Annotated in this window: 13 protein-coding genes and 2 pseudogenes; 9 read left to right on the top strand and 6 right to left on the bottom strand. The window is 74.2% G+C overall.

The features are described 5' to 3' along the window. On the bottom strand, window positions 1-907 hold a 907-nt coding region (locus tag GTW67_RS11415; protein ID WP_161164692.1), incomplete at its 3' end, for a protein kinase domain-containing protein. Between the two features lie 181 nt (window positions 908-1088). On the opposite strand from GTW67_RS11415, the pseudogene GTW67_RS37595 reads away from it, so the two are divergent. After that, a pseudogene (locus GTW67_RS37595) lies at window positions 1089-1241 on the top strand (anti-sigma factor); the annotation flags it as partial. Window positions 1242-1356: 115 nt separating this feature from the next. Beyond that, entirely contained in the window at window positions 1357-1626 is a 270-nt protein-coding gene (locus GTW67_RS11420) for a hypothetical protein (protein ID WP_053128431.1), read from the top strand. A gap of 59 nt (window positions 1627-1685) precedes the next feature. Here the strand turns inward: GTW67_RS11420 and GTW67_RS11425 are convergent, their stop codons facing one another. Both GTW67_RS11425 and GTW67_RS11430 read right to left on the bottom strand, forming a co-directional pair. Further along, window positions 1686-2489: an ABC transporter permease gene (locus GTW67_RS11425; protein WP_161164703.1), complete on the bottom strand. Its 804-nt coding sequence runs from the start codon at window positions 2487-2489 to the stop codon at window positions 1686-1688. A gap of 38 nt (window positions 2490-2527) precedes the next feature. Further along, on the bottom strand, window positions 2528-3472 hold the full coding sequence (locus GTW67_RS11430) for an efflux ABC transporter ATPase subunit, DrrA-related (protein WP_161164693.1): 945 nt from the start codon (window positions 3470-3472) through the stop codon (window positions 2528-2530). 63 nt (window positions 3473-3535) lie between these two features. Between GTW67_RS11430 and GTW67_RS11435 the strand changes: the two genes are divergently transcribed. Then, entirely contained in the window at window positions 3536-4240 is a 705-nt protein-coding gene (locus GTW67_RS11435; protein ID WP_161164694.1) for a TetR/AcrR family transcriptional regulator, read from the top strand. Between the two features lie 99 nt (window positions 4241-4339). Here GTW67_RS11435 and GTW67_RS11440 read toward each other — a convergent pair whose 3' ends face one another. Genes GTW67_RS11440 through hmgA form a run of 3 tightly spaced genes read right to left on the bottom strand, consistent with a single transcriptional unit; the run spans window position 4340 to window position 7613 of the window. Continuing rightward, window positions 4340-5497 carry a type ISP restriction/modification enzyme gene (locus GTW67_RS11440; protein WP_161164695.1) on the bottom strand — a complete coding sequence of 386 codons (1158 nt, stop codon included), beginning with the start codon at window positions 5495-5497 and terminating at the stop codon, window positions 4340-4342. A gap of 22 nt (window positions 5498-5519) precedes the next feature. After that, the gene (locus tag GTW67_RS11445) at window positions 5520-6269 is read right to left on the bottom strand and encodes a UTRA domain-containing protein (protein ID WP_161164696.1); all 750 of its coding nucleotides are present in this window, start codon (window positions 6267-6269) and stop codon (window positions 5520-5522) included. Between the two features lie 27 nt (window positions 6270-6296). After that, on the bottom strand, window positions 6297-7613 hold the full coding sequence (gene hmgA / locus GTW67_RS11450) for a homogentisate 1,2-dioxygenase (protein WP_161164697.1): 1317 nt from the start codon (window positions 7611-7613) through the stop codon (window positions 6297-6299). 160 nt (window positions 7614-7773) lie between these two features. Here hmgA and GTW67_RS11455 point away from each other — a divergent pair, with 160 nt between their 5' ends. The 6 genes and pseudogenes from GTW67_RS11455 to GTW67_RS11480 all read left to right on the top strand — a co-directional run bounded on the left by GTW67_RS11455 (window position 7774) and on the right by GTW67_RS11480 (window position 14656). Further along, the gene (locus tag GTW67_RS11455) at window positions 7774-8385 is read left to right on the top strand and encodes a hypothetical protein (protein WP_161164698.1); all 612 of its coding nucleotides are present in this window, start codon (window positions 7774-7776) and stop codon (window positions 8383-8385) included. Next, window positions 8382-8999, top strand: a complete 618-nt coding sequence (locus tag GTW67_RS11460) for a TetR/AcrR family transcriptional regulator (protein ID WP_161164699.1) — start codon at window positions 8382-8384, stop codon at window positions 8997-8999. The genes GTW67_RS11455 and GTW67_RS11460 overlap by 4 nt, the downstream gene beginning before the upstream one ends. A gap of 92 nt (window positions 9000-9091) precedes the next feature. Continuing rightward, window positions 9092-11335 carry a molybdopterin-dependent oxidoreductase gene (locus tag GTW67_RS11465; RefSeq protein ID WP_161164700.1) on the top strand — a complete coding sequence of 748 codons (2244 nt, stop codon included), beginning with the start codon at window positions 9092-9094 and terminating at the stop codon, window positions 11333-11335. A gap of 123 nt (window positions 11336-11458) precedes the next feature. Then, window positions 11459-12916, top strand: coding sequence for a CitMHS family transporter (locus tag GTW67_RS11470; RefSeq protein WP_161164701.1), 1458 nt, complete (start codon window positions 11459-11461; stop codon window positions 12914-12916). A 20-nt stretch (window positions 12917-12936) separates the two neighbouring features. Further along, window positions 12937-14172: pseudogene (locus GTW67_RS11475) on the top strand (MFS transporter); the annotation flags it as partial. 292 nt (window positions 14173-14464) lie between these two features. After that, complete coding sequence (locus tag GTW67_RS11480) at window positions 14465-14656, top strand: hypothetical protein (protein WP_161164702.1); 192 nt, start codon at window positions 14465-14467, stop codon at window positions 14654-14656. Window positions 14657-14752: the final 96 nt, after the last annotated feature.

The raw sequence follows: 14752 nt of genomic DNA on the forward strand, positions 1-14752 counted from the left end.
CGGGGCCGGCCGCGACCGTCGGGGCGTACGCGCCGGCCGGCGCCGTGTCCGCGAGCGGCGGGCCGCCCCCGGAGAGGGTGCCGCCGGCCCCGACGAGCCGCAGGTCCTGCTCGGCCCGTCCGGCCGGCAGCCGCTGGGCCGGGTCCTTGCGCAGCAGTCCCTCGATGACCGGCGCGAGCGCACCCGCCCGGCGCGGCGGCGGCAGCTCCTCGTCGACGACCGCCCGCAGGGTGCTCAGCGGCGTGTCCTGGCGGAACGGCGAGGCGCCCTCGACCGCCGCGTACAGCAGCACGCCCAGCGACCACAGGTCGGACTCCGGACCGGGCGTGCGGCCCAGGGCCCGCTCCGGGGCGAGGTACTCGGGGGAGCCGACGACCTCGCCGGTCATGGTCAGCGCGGAGCTGCCCTCGACCGTGGCGATCCCGAAGTCGGTGAGCACCACCCGGCCGTCGTTGCCCAGCAGCACGTTGGCCGGCTTCACGTCCCGGTGCAGGACGCCCGCCGCGTGCGCGGCCCGCAGCGCGGCCAGCACCTCCGCGCCGATGCGGGCGGCCCGCCGCGGGTCCAGCGGGCCCTCGGCGTCCAGCAGGTCGGCCAGGGACAGGCCGCGCACCAGCTCCATCACGATCCAGGGCCGGCCATCGTCGGTGGCCACGTCGTACACCGTGACGACGCCCCGGTGGGCGACGCGGGCGGCGGACCGGGCCTCCCGCTCCAGCCGGGCGTACATCCGCCGCACCTCGGCGTCCGGGAGCCCGGCGGGCGCGCGGACCTCCTTGACGGCGACCTCGCGGTGCAGCACCTCGTCGCGGGCCCGCCACACCGTGCCCATGCCGCCCTCGCCGAGAGGGGACAGGAGCCGGTAGCGGCCGGCGACGACACGCTCACTGCCGGGCTCTTCGAACACCGGCGCCCCCTATGACGTCGCGCGCGGATCCGCCCCGCGCTGGTCCCGGAGATTCTTCCCAAAAGTAGCTCAGCGAAGTGCGGATGCCGCCCCCTGAACGCCGATCCCGCGTGGGCATGCGCCGTCCCGCAGATCGGCGCCGGACGCCGCGCGCGACCGGGTGAGTGAGATCGCCCACGTCCTGGCGGACGCCGACACGCCCCTGATCGCGTCGAACCCGGACCGGTCCGCGACGTCACTCGCCGTCACCGTCGGACCCGGCGGGGGCTCGGACCGTCCCACGAGCAGGCCCGTTGTCCAACTCGCCCTGAAAACTGTTGGATTCGGAGAGTAATCGTCAACCCCCTTACGGGGAAGGTGAATCCTGTGACCGCGATACACGGCTGCCTCACCGGGGCGATAGGGTTACCCTGCCCGGGCCGGGTGGACTCGTACGGGTGGGGAGTGACATGGAACAGATAACAGTGCGCAGCAGGGCAAGGGTGCCCGCGATCACCTGCGGGAGCAGCGCGACCAGCTCGCGCCTCGACCGCCATCTCGCGGTGCTCGGAGGCCCCGCCCTCCCGCAGCGGGAGACGGTGGAGGCGACGTCGCTGATGCGTGAGCTGACCGCGCGTGAGCCCGCGCACAAGCGCAGCAGCAGGGGCGCCCGGGTCCGCCGGGTCTCGCTCTTCGCGCCACTGCGCCGACTGCGCCGCTCGCTGTTCGGCAGCAACTGAGGCCCGCGCCCGACCCGTCCCGCCGTGTCCCCGCCCGGCGGTGACACCCCCCGGCCCGCTCAGCGCTCGCCGTGCGCGTACCGGCGCACGGCGAGCGGCACGAACACCGCCAGCAGCACCGCACACCAGGCCAGCGACCCGGCGACGGGATGCGCCACCGGCCACGCGGCCCCCTCCGGCACGGGCGCGTTGCCGAAGAGATCACGTAGCGCCGTGGTCACCGCGCTGATCGGATTCCACTCGGCGACCGTGCGCAGCCACCCCGGCAGCCCCTCGGTCGGGATGTACGCGTTGGACAGCAGCGGCAGGATGAACGTGGCCCCGCCCAACTGGCCGGCGGCCTCCTCGTTCCGGGTGAGCAGCCCCAGGAAGATCCCGATCCACGTCGTCGCGAACCGGAACAGCAGCAGCAGCCCCACGGCCCCCGCCGCGCCGAGCGCACCGCCCTCCACCCGCCAGCCCACGGCGAGCCCCACCAGCAGGAACGGCACCGTCCCGGCGGCCGTGACGAGCACGTCCGCGACCGCCTGCCCCAGCGGCACCGCCGCCCGGCTCACCGGCAGGGTGCGCAGCCGGTCCGTGACGCCCCGGTGCGTGTCCTGGGCGGCCTGGAACATGCCCGTCATGATCCCGTTCGCCGCGGTCGCCACCAGCAGGCCCGGCACCAGGAACGAGCGGTACTCCGCGCCCGGCATGGCCAGCGCGCTGCCGAAGACGTAGCCGAAGAACAGCAGCATCGTCACCGGCATCGTCTGGGTGAGGATCAGCAGCCCCGGATTGTTCCGGATCCGCCGCAGCTGGCGGCCCAGCATCGCGGCGCCGTCGTACGCCAGGCCGTACGGCGCCGTCGTCCCCGTCGTCATCCCGGTCGTCATCCCCGTCGTCGTTTCCGTCGTCGTGCTCATGCCGCGATCTCCTTGCTGCCGGTCAGGCGGAGGAAGACGTCGTCGAGGGTCGGCGGGCGCAGGCTCGCGTCCACCAACGGCACGCCCGCCGCGTCGAGTTCGCGCACCAGGCGAGGCAGGGTGAGGGTCGGGTCGGTGCTCACCGCGCCGACCGCCCGGCGCTCGTGGTCGAGCACGGGCTCGGCCCCGGTGAGCCGGTCGAGGACGGCCGCGGCCCGCCCCAGGGCGTCCGCGTCCGCGACGACGGCCTCCGCGTGCGCCCCGACCAGTGCCTTGAGCTCGGCCGGCGATCCGGTGTGCGCGACCCGGCCCCGGTCCACCAGGGCGATGTCGTCGGCGAGGCGGTCGGCCTCCTCCAGGTACTGCGTGGTCAGCACCACGGTCGTGCCGTCGTCCTTCAGGGCGCGCACCGCCTCCCAGATCTGATTGCGGCTGGCCGGGTCGAGGCCGGTCGTCGGCTCGTCCAGGAAGAGCACCTCGGGCCGGCGGACCAGGCTCGCCGCCAGGTCGAGGCGGCGCCGCATGCCGCCCGAGAGGGTCGACGCGGGCCGGTCGGCGGCCTCCGCCAGCCCGAACCGGTCCAGCAGCTCGTCCGCCCGCGCCGCGGCGTCCCGCACCCGGTGCAGCCGGGCGAACAGCCGCAGGTTCTGGCGGCCGGTGAGGTCCCCGTCGACCGAGGCGTACTGCCCGGTCACGCCGATCCGGCGCCGGACGTCCGCGGCCTGCCGCACGAGGTCGTGCCCCGCGACCCGCGCCGAGCCCGCGTCCGGCCGCAGCAGCGTGGTCAGCAGCCGCACCGCCGTGGTCTTGCCCGCCCCGTTCGGCCCGAGCAGCCCGCACACCGTGCCCTCGGCCACCGCGAGATCCAGCCCCCGCAGGGCGCGCACATCGCCGAAGCGCTTCTCCAGACCTTCACTAAGTACAGCGTACGTAGAAGTCATGGCTCGACCATAGCGCACTACGTACGCTGTACGTAACTAGGATGGTGGCCGAGGTGATGAACGATGGCGGGCCGAGCGGCCGTACCCGAAGTGATCTGGGCGCGCCCCGAGCGCGCCGGCCGGGGGCCGAGACCGGCGTACACCCGCGCCGACATCGCCGCCGCCTCGGTGCGGATCGCCGACGCCGAGGGCCTGGACGCGGTCACGATGCGCCGCGTCGCCGCCGAACTGGGCTGCGGCACCATGTCGCTCTACAACTACGTCCCCCGCAAGGAGGACCTGCACGAGCTGATGATGGACGCGGTCAGCGGCGAGCACGAGCTGTGGGAGCCGAGCGGCGACTGGCGTGCCGACATGCTCCGGGTCGCCCACCAGACCCGCGCGCTGATGCACCGCCACCCCTGGCTGCCGCGTCTGATGTCGCCGGTCCACGGCTTCAGCCCCAACGCCCTGCGGTATCTGGAGCACTGCCTCGCCTGCCTCGACCCCTTCGACGCGCCGTACGGCACGAAGATGGAGCTGGTGGCGATGGTGAACGGCGTGGTGACGACCTACGTCGGCAACGAACTCGCCACCGTCGAACGCACCCGCTCGCTGCCCTGGTCCGAGGAGCAGGAGAACGCGGTGCGGATCGCCTACCTGGGCCGGCAGCTCGCGAGCGGCGCCTACCCGCGGCTGGCCGCCTCCTTCACGGAGGACGCCGGCCCGATCGACATGGAGGCGGTGTTCGAACGGGCGCTCCAGCGGGTGCTGGACGGGTTCGCGTAGCGCGCCCGGTCGCGGCCGGGGTCTGCTGCGTGGCGGTGTTCGCCGAGGACGGCATGCCGGTCGACGCCCGCTTCGGCATCGGCGGCGACTGAACGGCCGCTACAGCAACGCGAGTTGCCCCTCCGGGCCTTCCTCCGGGCCGGCGAGGACCGAGGCCGGGCGGTGGGCCGACGCGGGGGCCGGCAGGACGCCCGCGTCGCGCAGTTCCGTGGCCGTGACCGGGTCCGTCACCGTCAGCTCCGCCAGGCGCGGGCGCAGCTCGGCCAGCAGGGCGAGGACCGTGATCAGTTCCAGCAGCTCCGACGTCCAGGCCTGCGGCCAGCCGGCCGGGCGGACCGCCGCCAGCGTGCCCGGCTCGCCCTCGGCGGTGCGGGCCGCGAACCACTGCTCAAGTACCCGCACCCCGCCCGCCTCGAAGTCCCAGGCGCTGGGCGGCACCGGGGAGACGCGGCCCCCGTCGAGGTACAGGGCCTCCTCGTCCCGGTCGTAGCGCAGGGTCAGCGGGCGCGCGGGCAGCGGGGAGCGGACGTAGGGCCGACGGCCGCCGGGCAGCTTGGGGCGCTCGCCGTCGCGGCGCATCAGCCACAGCGCGCGGCGGCCCAGCGCGACGCCGTGCTCCCACAGCGCGGGGTCCGCGGTCAGCGGCACCAGCGGGCCGGGACGGACGGCCGCCAGCATCCACGCCAGCACGTCCAGCGGGGAAGGCCGCAGACCGAGCCGGCCGGCCAGGTGGTCCAGGAGCCCGGGGGCCAGGTTCGGGTCGGCCCCGCCCGGGCGCCGGTGCAGCGGCCGGACGCGGGCCGGGCCGAACAGGGGGAGGAGCGAGGTCGCGAGCAGGAGCGGGCCGGCGGCGTCGGACGCCTCCACCACGAAGACCTGCCGCTCGTCGGCCACCCGCCACAGCTCGGGACGGGCCGCGTCGATCAGCCGGTGGTCGGGAATCAGCCACTGCTCGTCGAAGGGCGCCCGCAGCACGCGGACCGGCTCCGGACAGGGCCCGGCGGCGCGCAGCAGCCGGTCCGTGCCGCCGGAGGTGCCCGGCAGCTGCCCGACCGCCGTGTGCAGCGTGCGCGAGCGCGTCGGCTCGAACAGGGCCTCGCGGTCGGGTCCCTCCGTCTTCACCAGGGCGTCCCAGCGGGCCTTCAGGGACGCCGGGTCGGGAGCCGCCGGCCAGCCCCGGCCGAGCCGCGGCGGTGCGACGGACCACGGCATGAGGTCCGCCGGCCGCGGAGCGTCGTCGTGCGTCACGCCCGGCATCGTACGACGCGGCGCCACGGCCTCAGGTGGCGTCCAGGGTGACCGTGAAGGAGAAACGGTCCCCCCGGTAGTGGATCACGGCCACGTCCAGCACCCGTCCCGCCGTGTCGTAGGTGATGCCCGTGTAGTGCAGGATCGGGCTGAGCAGCGGCACTTCGAGCAGCCGCGCCGTCTCCGGGTCCGCGAGGCGGGCCTCCACGGTGTCCGTGATCCGGCTGATGTCCATGCCCACCACGTCCCGCAGCACCTTGGTCATCGGCCAGCGCGCGAGGTCGTCCGGGTCGATGCGGGCGGCGACCTCGGGACGGACCCAGTTGCGGGCGTGGTTGGTGGGCTCGCCGGTCTTCTCGTCGCAGCGCAGCCGGTGGTACGCGGCCGCCTCGGCCAGGTCCGGGAAGAACTCGGCGAGTTCGGGCGGCACGGGAGCGGTGCCGTGGTCGAGCAGCTCGGCCCTCATGCCGGACTGCTGGGCCACGATGGCGTCCACCGAGCCCAGCAGCCGCACCGGGGCGCCCCGCCGGGCGTGCGGCTCGATGAAGGTGCCGCGCCGCCGGTGGCGGGTGATCAGCCCCTCGTCCTCCAGCTCCTTCAGCGCCTGCCGCATGGTCAGCACGCTCACCCCGTAGTGACCGGCCAGCTGCTCCTCCGTGGGCAGGCGCAGCGGGTCCCGGGGCGAGCGGCCGAGTATCGAGGCACGCAGCGACTGCGACACCTGGTACCAGAGCGGCAGCTTGCGGTTCAGGACGATGGAGTCCGGGGCGAAGGAGGTCACGGGCCATCCGTACCGGTAGGGGAAACCTCAGTGCAAGGGGCGGAAGTGGCGCTCCATGCCCTGCCAGACGTCGTCGTAGCGCTGCTGGAGGTGCTCGGCGCGGGCCGCCTGGGGCGTGAGGGTCACCGGCCAGCGGGTCTCGAACATGAACGCCAGCCCGTCGTCGATCTTCTGCGGCTTCAGCTCGGCGGCGCTCGCCCGGTCGAAGGTCTCCCGGTCCGGGCCGTGCGCCGACATCATGTTGTGCAGCGAACCGCCGCCCGGCACGAAGCCCTCCGCCTTCGCGTCGTAGGCGCCCTCGATCAGGCCCATGTACTCGCTCATCACGTTCCGGTGGAAGTACGGCGGCCGGAAGGTGTCCTCGCCCACCAGCCAGCGCGGCGCGAACACCACGAAGTCGACGCCCGCGAGACCTGGGGTGTCGGAGGGGGAGGTGAGCACCGTGAAGATCGACGGGTCCGGGTGGTCGTACGAGATGGTGCCGATGACGTTGAAGCGGCGCAGGTCGTAGACGTACGGGACGTGGTTGCCGTGCCAGGCGACCACGTCGAGCGGGGAGTGGTCGTAGACGGCCGTCCAGAGGTTGCCGCAGAACTTGTTGACCACCTCCACCGGGCCCTCCACGTCCTCGTACGCGGCGACCGGGGCCCGGAAGTCCCGGGCGTTGGCGAGGCCGTTGGCGCCGATCGGGCCCAGGTCGGGCAGGCGGAAGGGGGCGCCGTAGTTCTCGCAGACGTAGCCGCGGGCGTCGGCGTCCAGCAGCTCCACGCGGAAGCGCACCCCGCGCGGGATCAGCGCCACGTGGCCCGGCTCGGCGTGCAGCAGCCCGAACTCGGTGCGCAGCAGCAGGCCGCCGCGCTCCGGGACGATCAGCAGCTCGCCGTCCGCGTCGCTGAAGACACGGTCCATGGAGGCGTTGGCGTGGTACAGGTGCACGGCCATGCCGGTGCGCTGGGTCGCGTCGCCGTTGCCGCCGAGGGTCCACAGGCCCGCCAGGAAGTCGGTCTCGGGCCCGGGCTGGGGCAGCGGGTTCCACCGCAGCCGGTTGGGGTCGGGCACGCACTGGGTGAACGGCCCGGTGCGGATCGCGCCGTTGCCGGTCCGGGTGAACTCCGGGTGCGCGGCCGAGGGGCGGATGCGATACAGCCACGAGCGCCGGTTGTGCGCCCGCGGTTCGGTGAAGGCCGAGCCGCTGAGCTGCTCGGCGTACAGCCCGAGGGGCGCCCGCTGGGGCGAGTTCCGGCCCTCGGGGAGGGCGCCCGGAACGGCCTGCGAACCGTGTTCGTTGCCGAAACCCGAAAGGTAGGTCAGGCCCTCCGCGGTCTTCCGCGCGTCCCCGCTCATCGCTCGCTCCCTCGCCGTCCGATTCCTATGCCACACCGTAGGATTGCGGTTTCCCGTGCGCAAGAGGGCGGGCGGACCTTCGCGTCCTCCTTGGGGACGATGACCGGAACCAGACCCCGGGGGGATCCGGACTGTCGTACCGGTGTTCTACTCTCCCGGCATGTCGTGGACACGGGGAGCAGGCACCGCGCTCGCGGCCTGCGTCCTGTTGCTGACCGGAACCGCGGGCTGCGGCTCCGGTGACGAGAAGGGGCCGGGTGCCGGGGCGTCGCCGACATCGGCGGGCAGGCTGCTCGGCGACACCGACGAGGACGGCCGGCGCTACCGCGAGGCGGCCGCCGGGCACGCGCCCGAGGTCGGCATCGAGGTGAAGCCCAACGCCGACGACAGCTGGGACGTCCGCCTGACCGTCCGCGACTTCCGGTTCTCGCCGGCCGGCACGGAGCCGGCCGCGGTGGCCGGCCGCGGCGTGGCACGCCTCTTCGTCGACGGAGACCTCATCACCGCCCTGCGCGGCCCGCGCCACCGCCTCGTCGCCGGGCTCGTCCCGCGCGGCACCCACCACGTCACCGCGCGCCTGTACGCCGACGACGGCACCGTCTGGGCCGTCGACGGCGAGCCGGTGGAGAGCACCGCGGACATCACGGCCTCGGACGCCGGACCGACCGGGGCCACACAGCCGACGCTCCGCGAGGACGCGGCCGGGCCCGCGGGAGGCCCCCCGCTTACCGGAGGTCACGGTTCCCCGGGCCGCGGCGGAGAGGCATCATGATGCACGTGCCCCACGCGACCCCGCTCCGCCGCGCCCCCGTGCAGCGGCGCAGCGCCGAACGGCTGACCAGGATCCTGGACGCCTGCGCCGCCCTCCTCGACGAGGTCGGCTACGACGCGCTGAGCACCCGGGCCGTGGCCCAGCGCGCCGGCGTCCCCATCGGCTCGGTGTACCGCTTCTTCGGCAACAAGCGGCAGATGGCCGACGCGCTCGCCCAGCGCAACCTGGAACGCTACGCCGAGCGTGTGACCGAGCGGCTGACCGAGACCGGCGACGGAAGCTGGCGGGACGCCCTCGACGCCGTGCTGGACGAGTACCTGGCGATGAAGCGGACCGCGCCCGGCTTCTCCCTGGTCGACTTCGGCAACCAGATACCGGTCGGCGACCGCCACGCCCAGCCCAACCTCCGCGTCGCCGACCGGGTCACCGAGCTGCTTGCCGGCTACCTCGGCCGCCGCCCCGACGACGCCATGCGCCGGGCCTTCCTGGTCGCCGTGGAGACCGCCGACACCCTCGTCCAGCTCGCCTTCCGGGTGGCGCCGGACGGCGACGAGGCGATCATCGACGAGGCCCGGGAACTGCTGGCGGCGTATCTGGGGCGGGTACTCGACTGACGAAGCCTCCCCGTCATGCCTACCGGTCGGTATGCTCGCCGCGAGGTTCCACGTCCGCGCGTCACCGTCGCCGCCGCCCTCCGGGAGGACCCGTGTCCCGCACCGCCCTGCGCATCTGCCCCCTGTGCGAGGCCACCTGCGGCCTCACCCTGAGCATCGACGGCACCAGGGTCACCGCCGCCCGCGGCGACCGCGACGACGTCTTCAGCCGCGGGTTCATCTGCCCCAAGGGCGCCTCCTTCGGTGCCCTCGACGCCGACCCCGACCGGCTGCGCACGCCCCTGGTCCGGCGGGACGGCGAGCTGCGCGAGGCCACCTGGGAGGAGGCGTTCGACGCGGTCGCCGCCGGCCTCCGCCCCGTCGTCGAACGGCACGGACCGCACGCCGCCGGCATCGTCCTCGGCAACCCCAACGTCCACACCATGGCCGGCGCCCTCTACCCGACCGTCCTGCTCGGCGCGCTCGGCACCCGCGCCCTGTTCACCGCGTCCACGCTGGACCAGATGCCCAAGCACGTCTCCAGCGGACTGCTCTTCGGCGACGCCAACGCCATCCCGGTGCCCGACCTCGACCGCACCGACCACCTCCTCCTCATCGGCGCCAACCCGCTGGAGTCCAACGGCAGTCTGTGCACCGCGCCCGACTTCCCCGGCCGGCTCAAGGCGCTCAGGGCCCGCGGCGGCACCCTCACCGTCGTCGACCTGCGCCGCACCCGCACCGCGAAGCTCGCCGACCGGCACGTGGCGATCCGCCCCGGCACCGACGCCCTGCTCCTCGCCGCGATGGCCCACGTCCTCTTCGAAGAGGGCCTGGCCGACCTCGGCGCCCTCGCCCCGCACATCGAGGGGGTCACGGAACTCGCCGACGCCGTACGGGACTTCACCCCGGAGTCCGTCGCCGCCGCCTGCGACGTCGACATCGACACGACACGCGCCCTCGCCCGCGAACTCGCCGCCGCCCCCACCGCCGCCGTCTACGGCCGCATCGGCAGCTGCACCGTCCCGCACGGCACCCTCGCCAGCTGGCTCGTGGACGTCCTCAACATCCTCACCGGCAACCTCGACCGCCCCGGCGGCGCCCTCTTCCCGCAGGCCGCCACCGACCGCACCCCGCGCCCCGCCGGCCCCGGACACGGCTTCACGCTCGGCCGCTGGCACTCCCGGGTGAGCGGCCACCCCGAGGCGAAGGGCGAACTGCCGCTGTCCGCCCTCGCCGAGGAGATCGACACCGCCACCGAGGACGGCACACCGGTCCGCGCGCTGATCACGATCGCCGCCAACCCCGTCCTGTCCGCCCCCGACGGTCACCGGCTCGACAAGGCGCTGGACTCGCTCGACTTCATGGTGAGCGTCGACCCGTACCTGAACGAGACCTCGCGCCACGCCCACGTCGTCCTGCCGCCGCCCCCGCCGGCCCAGAGCCCGCACCACGACTTCGCCTTCAACACCCTCGCCGTGCGCAACCAGGTCCGCTACACCCGCCCCGCCGTCCCGCTGGAGCCGGGCCGCATGGCCGAGACCGAGATCCTGGCCCGGCTGATCCTCGCCGCCACCGGCGGCCACGGCGCCGACCCGGCCGCCGTCGACGCCCTGGTGATCGAGCAGACCCTCGGCAAGGCCGTACGGGAGCCGCACTCACCCGTGCACGGACGCGACCCGCACGACCTCGCCGCCCGCCTCACCGGCACCGACGGCCCCGAACGGCGGCTCGACATGATGCTGCGCCTCGGCCCCTACGGTGACGGCTTCGGCGCCCGCCCCGACGGACTGACACTGGAGCGGCTGCTCGCCCACCCGCACGGCATCGACCTCGGCCCGCTGCGCCCGCGCCTGCCGCAGCCGCTGAAGACCCGCAGCGGCAAGGTGGAACTGCTGCCCGCCCCGATCGCCGCCGACCTGCCGCGCCTGAAGCACGCCATGGCAGAGCGCCCCGCCGGACTCGTCCTGGTCGGCCGCCGCCATCTGCGGTCCAACAACAGCTGGATGCACAACATCCCCGCCCTCACCGGCGGCTCCAACCGCTGCACCCTGCACCTCCACCCCGACGACGCCACCCGGCTCGGCGTACGGGACGGGGAGCCGGTGCGCGTCAAGGGCGCCGGGGGAGAGGTGACCGCCCCCGCCGAGGTCACCGACACCGTCCGGCCCGGCGTCGTCAGCCTCCCGCACGGCTGGGGCCACGACCGCCCCGGCACCCGCCTCGGCCACGCCGCCGGCGACCCCGGCGTCAACGTCAACCAGCTCCTCGACGGCAGCCTGCTGGACCCCCTCTCGGGCAACGCGGTCCTCAACGGCGTACCCGTGACGCTCACCCCGCTGACCGGCGCAAAGCTGTGACCAGGAGTTTTGCGCTTATTGCTCGCGTGTCAACATCTTGTTAACGCGGCTTTGCGCCCCCTAACGTCGCTCGCACCGCCTGCCCCGGTGGGATGTTCAAGGGCGAACGTTAGGTACTCACTCATGCTGACCATCCTCGGCTTCACCATGATCGCGACCTTCCTGGTCCTGATCATGATGAAGAAGATGTCGCCGATCGCGGCGCTCGTGCTGATCCCCGCGCTGTTCTGCGTGTTCGTCGGCAAGGGCGCCCACCTCGGTGACTACGTCATCGACGGCGTGTCCAGCCTCGCCCCCACCGCGGCGATGCTCATGTTCGCGATCGTCTACTTCGGTGTGATGATCGACGTCGGGCTGTTCGACCCGATCGTCCGCGCGATCCTGAAGTTCTGCAAAGCCGACCCGATGCGGATCGTCGTCGGCACGGCGCTGCTGGCCGCGATCGTCTCCCTGGACGGTGACGGCTCGACCACCTTCATGATCACGGTCTCGGCGATGTATCCGCTGTACAAGCGCCTCAAGATGAGCCTGGTCGTGATGACCGGCGTCGCCGCGATGGCCAACGGTGTGATGAACACGCTGCCCTGGGGCGGCCCCACCGCCCGCGCCGCCACCGCGCTGAAGGTCGACGCCACCGACATCTTCGTGCCGATGATCCCGGCGCTGGCCGCCGGACTGGTCGCGGTCGTCGTCCTCGCCTACGTCCTCGGTCTGCGCGAACGCCGGCGGCTCGGCACGCTGACGCTGGACGAGGCGCTGGTGCGGGAGGGTGAGACGGAGACGGTGCTGGTCGGTGCGGGTGCGGGTGCGGGTTCCGGCTCCGTTTCCGGCAAGGGCATCGGCAAGGGCTCCGGTCCCGGCCAGGGTTCCGCGTCCGCCGGGGGCTCCGGCGAGCCGGCCGACCGGGACGGGGACGGGGACGGCGCGGAGGACGACGGGTTCCAGGGCCTCGACCCGCACCGGGCCACCCTGCGCCCCAAGCTGTACTGGTTCAACGCGCTGCTCACGGTCGCCCTGCTGACCGCCATGATCATGGAGCTGCTGCCGATCCCGGTGCTGTTCCTGATCGGCGCCGCGCTCGCCCTCACCGTGAACTTCCCGCACATCCCCGACCAGAAGGCCCGCATCGCGGCCCACGCCGACAACGTCCTCAACGTCTCCGGCATGGTCTTCGCCGCCGCCGTCTTCACCGGCGTCCTCACCGGCACCGGCATGGTCGACCACATGGCCAACTGGCTGGTGGACACCATCCCCGACGGCATGGGCCCGCACATGGGCCTCGTCACCGGCCTGCTGAGCCTGCCGCTGACCTACTTCATGTCGAACGACGGCTTCTACTTCGGTGTCCTGCCGGTGCTCGCCGAGGCCGGCCACGCGCACGGCGTCTCCACGCTGGAGATCGCCCGCGCCTCGATCGTCGGCCAGCCGCTGCACATGTCCAGCCCGCTCGTCCCCGCCGTGTACGTCCTGGTCGGCATGGCCAGGGTCGAGTTCGGCGACCACACGAAGTTCGTGGTGAAGTGGGCCGTCCTGACGAGCCTGGTGATCCTCGCGGCGGGCATCCTGTTCGGCATCATCTGATCATCAGGGAGGACTCGATCATGACGCCCGGTGGGAACCGCGGCTGGCTGCTCCGCCTCGTCATCGCCTTCGGCTTCGCGCAGGGGGCGGTGTCGATGGCCCGGCCCGCCGTCTCCTACCGGGCCCTCGCGCTGGGCGCGGACGAGCGGGCGGTCGGTGTCATCGCCGGTGTGTACGCGCTGCTGCCGCTGTTCGCCGCCGTGCCGCTGGGCCGCCGCACCGACCACGGCCGCTGCGCGCCGCTGCTGCCCGTCGGGGTGGTGCTCATCGCCGGGGGCTGCGCGCTGAGCGGCCTCGCCGGGTCGCTGTGGGCGATGGCCCTGTGGAGCGGTGTCATGGGCCTCGGGCACCTCTGCTTCGTCATCGGGGCCCAGTCGCTGGTCGCCCGCCAGTCCGCGCCGCACGAACAGGACCGCAACTTCGGCCACTTCACCATCGGCGCCTCGCTCGGCCAGCTCATCGGCCCCATCGCGGCGGGCGCGTTGATCGGCGGCCCCGACATGGCCGGCAGCAGCGCGCTGGCCCTGGTCGTCGCGGGCGCGGGCGCGGCGGTGGCGTTCACGTCGCTGTGGCGCATAGAGCATCCGCGGGGCGCCGAGTCGCGTACGGCGCGAGGGCCGCGCGTGCCGGTGGGCGGCATCCTGCGGTCCCGGGGCGTGCCCGCGGGCATCCTGATCAGCCTGTCGGTGCTGTCCGCGACCGACATCCTCACGGCCTACCTGCCGGTGGTCGGCGAGCACCGGGGGATCTCCCCGGCCGTCATCGGCGTCCTGCTCAGCCTGCGCGCGGCGGCCACGATCGCCTGCCGGCTGGTGCTGACGCCCCTGCTGCGGTGGCTGGGGCGCACCGTGCTGCTCACGGTGACCTGTCTGCTGGCGGCCGTGCTGTGCGCCGGCGTCGCGCTGCCGGTGCCGGTGTGGGCGCTCGGCGTGATGCTGGTCGTCCTCGGCTTCTGCCTGGGCGTGGGCCAGCCGCTGTCCATGACGACCGTCGTCCAGGCGGCCCCCGACGACGCCCGCTCCACCGCCCTCGCCCTGCGCCTGACCGGCAACCGCCTCGGCCAGGTCGCCGCCCCCGCCGCGGCCGGCCTGATCGCCGGCGTAGCGGGCGTCGCCGCCCCCTTCGTCATGCTCGGCGCCCTGCTCCTACTGTCCTCAGGCATCGCCCTACGCTCCCCGTCTCCCGCGCCGACGCTTGCCCGGCAGTCCTCCGCCCCGGGTCCCGGCGCCCCGTCCGCCGCACCGCCACCGGAGCGCCCGTCCTCCGCCCCGGCGCCCGGCAGCCCGCCCACCACGCCGGATCCCGACAGCCCGTCCCTCGCCCCGGGGCCCGGCCGCCCGTCCGCCGCACCGCCACCCGAGCGCCCGCCCCCCACACCGGCGCCCGACCGGCTGTCCTCCGCGCCGGGTCCCGATCGCCCCTCCGTCGGCCGCGCCGACCAGGCCCGCCCGTCGCGGCGTACGGCGCGTCAGGGCGGCGACCGCTGCGAGGGCCCTCCGGGGCACGGGGGATGATGGCGGTCACCGCAAGGGAATCGGGGGAGCGTCCATGACCGTACTCGTCCTGTCCGGCGTCCTGCTGCTGGCCGTCGGAGGCTGCGCCTGCGTCGTGTGGGCGGCCCGGGGCGGCCCGCGCTGGACCCGGGCGGTGGCCGCCGCGACCCTGACGGCCGGCGAACTGGCCCGCGCCTCGCGCCGCTCGTCCGACCGCTCGGGCCGAAACGGCGATGGGGACGCCTAGCGGCCCGCCCGCACCGCACAACGGGGCCCCTCCTCGGCGCACCCACCGGAACGGCGCCGACGAACCGGCCCCGCAGGCTGCGGCCGGGCCCCGCCG

It is taken from the genome of Streptomyces sp. SID5910, assembly GCF_009862125.1.
In the GTDB taxonomy this organism is placed as follows: Bacteria; Actinomycetota; Actinomycetes; order Streptomycetales; family Streptomycetaceae; genus Streptomyces.

Excerpts from the sequence above, each read along its gene's own strand:
- GTW67_RS11420 (WP_053128431.1), top strand. The coding sequence starts at position 1,357 with ATGGAACAGATAACAGTGCGCAGCAGGGCAAGGGTGCCCGCGATCACC.
- GTW67_RS11425 (WP_161164703.1), bottom strand. The coding sequence starts at position 2,489 with ATGACGACGGGGACGACGGCGCCGTACGGCCTGGCGTACGACGGCGCC.
- GTW67_RS11430 (WP_161164693.1), bottom strand. The coding sequence starts at position 3,472 with ATGACTTCTACGTACGCTGTACTTAGTGAAGGTCTGGAGAAGCGCTTC.
- GTW67_RS11435 (WP_161164694.1), top strand. The coding sequence starts at position 3,536 with ATGGCGGGCCGAGCGGCCGTACCCGAAGTGATCTGGGCGCGCCCCGAG.
- GTW67_RS11440 (WP_161164695.1), bottom strand. The coding sequence starts at position 5,497 with ATGCCGGGCGTGACGCACGACGACGCTCCGCGGCCGGCGGACCTCATG.
- hmgA (WP_161164697.1), bottom strand. The coding sequence starts at position 7,613 with ATGAGCGGGGACGCGCGGAAGACCGCGGAGGGCCTGACCTACCTTTCG.
- GTW67_RS11455 (WP_161164698.1), top strand. The coding sequence starts at position 7,774 with ATGTCGTGGACACGGGGAGCAGGCACCGCGCTCGCGGCCTGCGTCCTG.
- GTW67_RS11460 (WP_161164699.1), top strand. The coding sequence starts at position 8,382 with ATGATGCACGTGCCCCACGCGACCCCGCTCCGCCGCGCCCCCGTGCAG.
- GTW67_RS11470 (WP_161164701.1), top strand. The coding sequence starts at position 11,459 with ATGCTGACCATCCTCGGCTTCACCATGATCGCGACCTTCCTGGTCCTG.
- GTW67_RS11480 (WP_161164702.1), top strand. The coding sequence starts at position 14,465 with ATGACCGTACTCGTCCTGTCCGGCGTCCTGCTGCTGGCCGTCGGAGGC.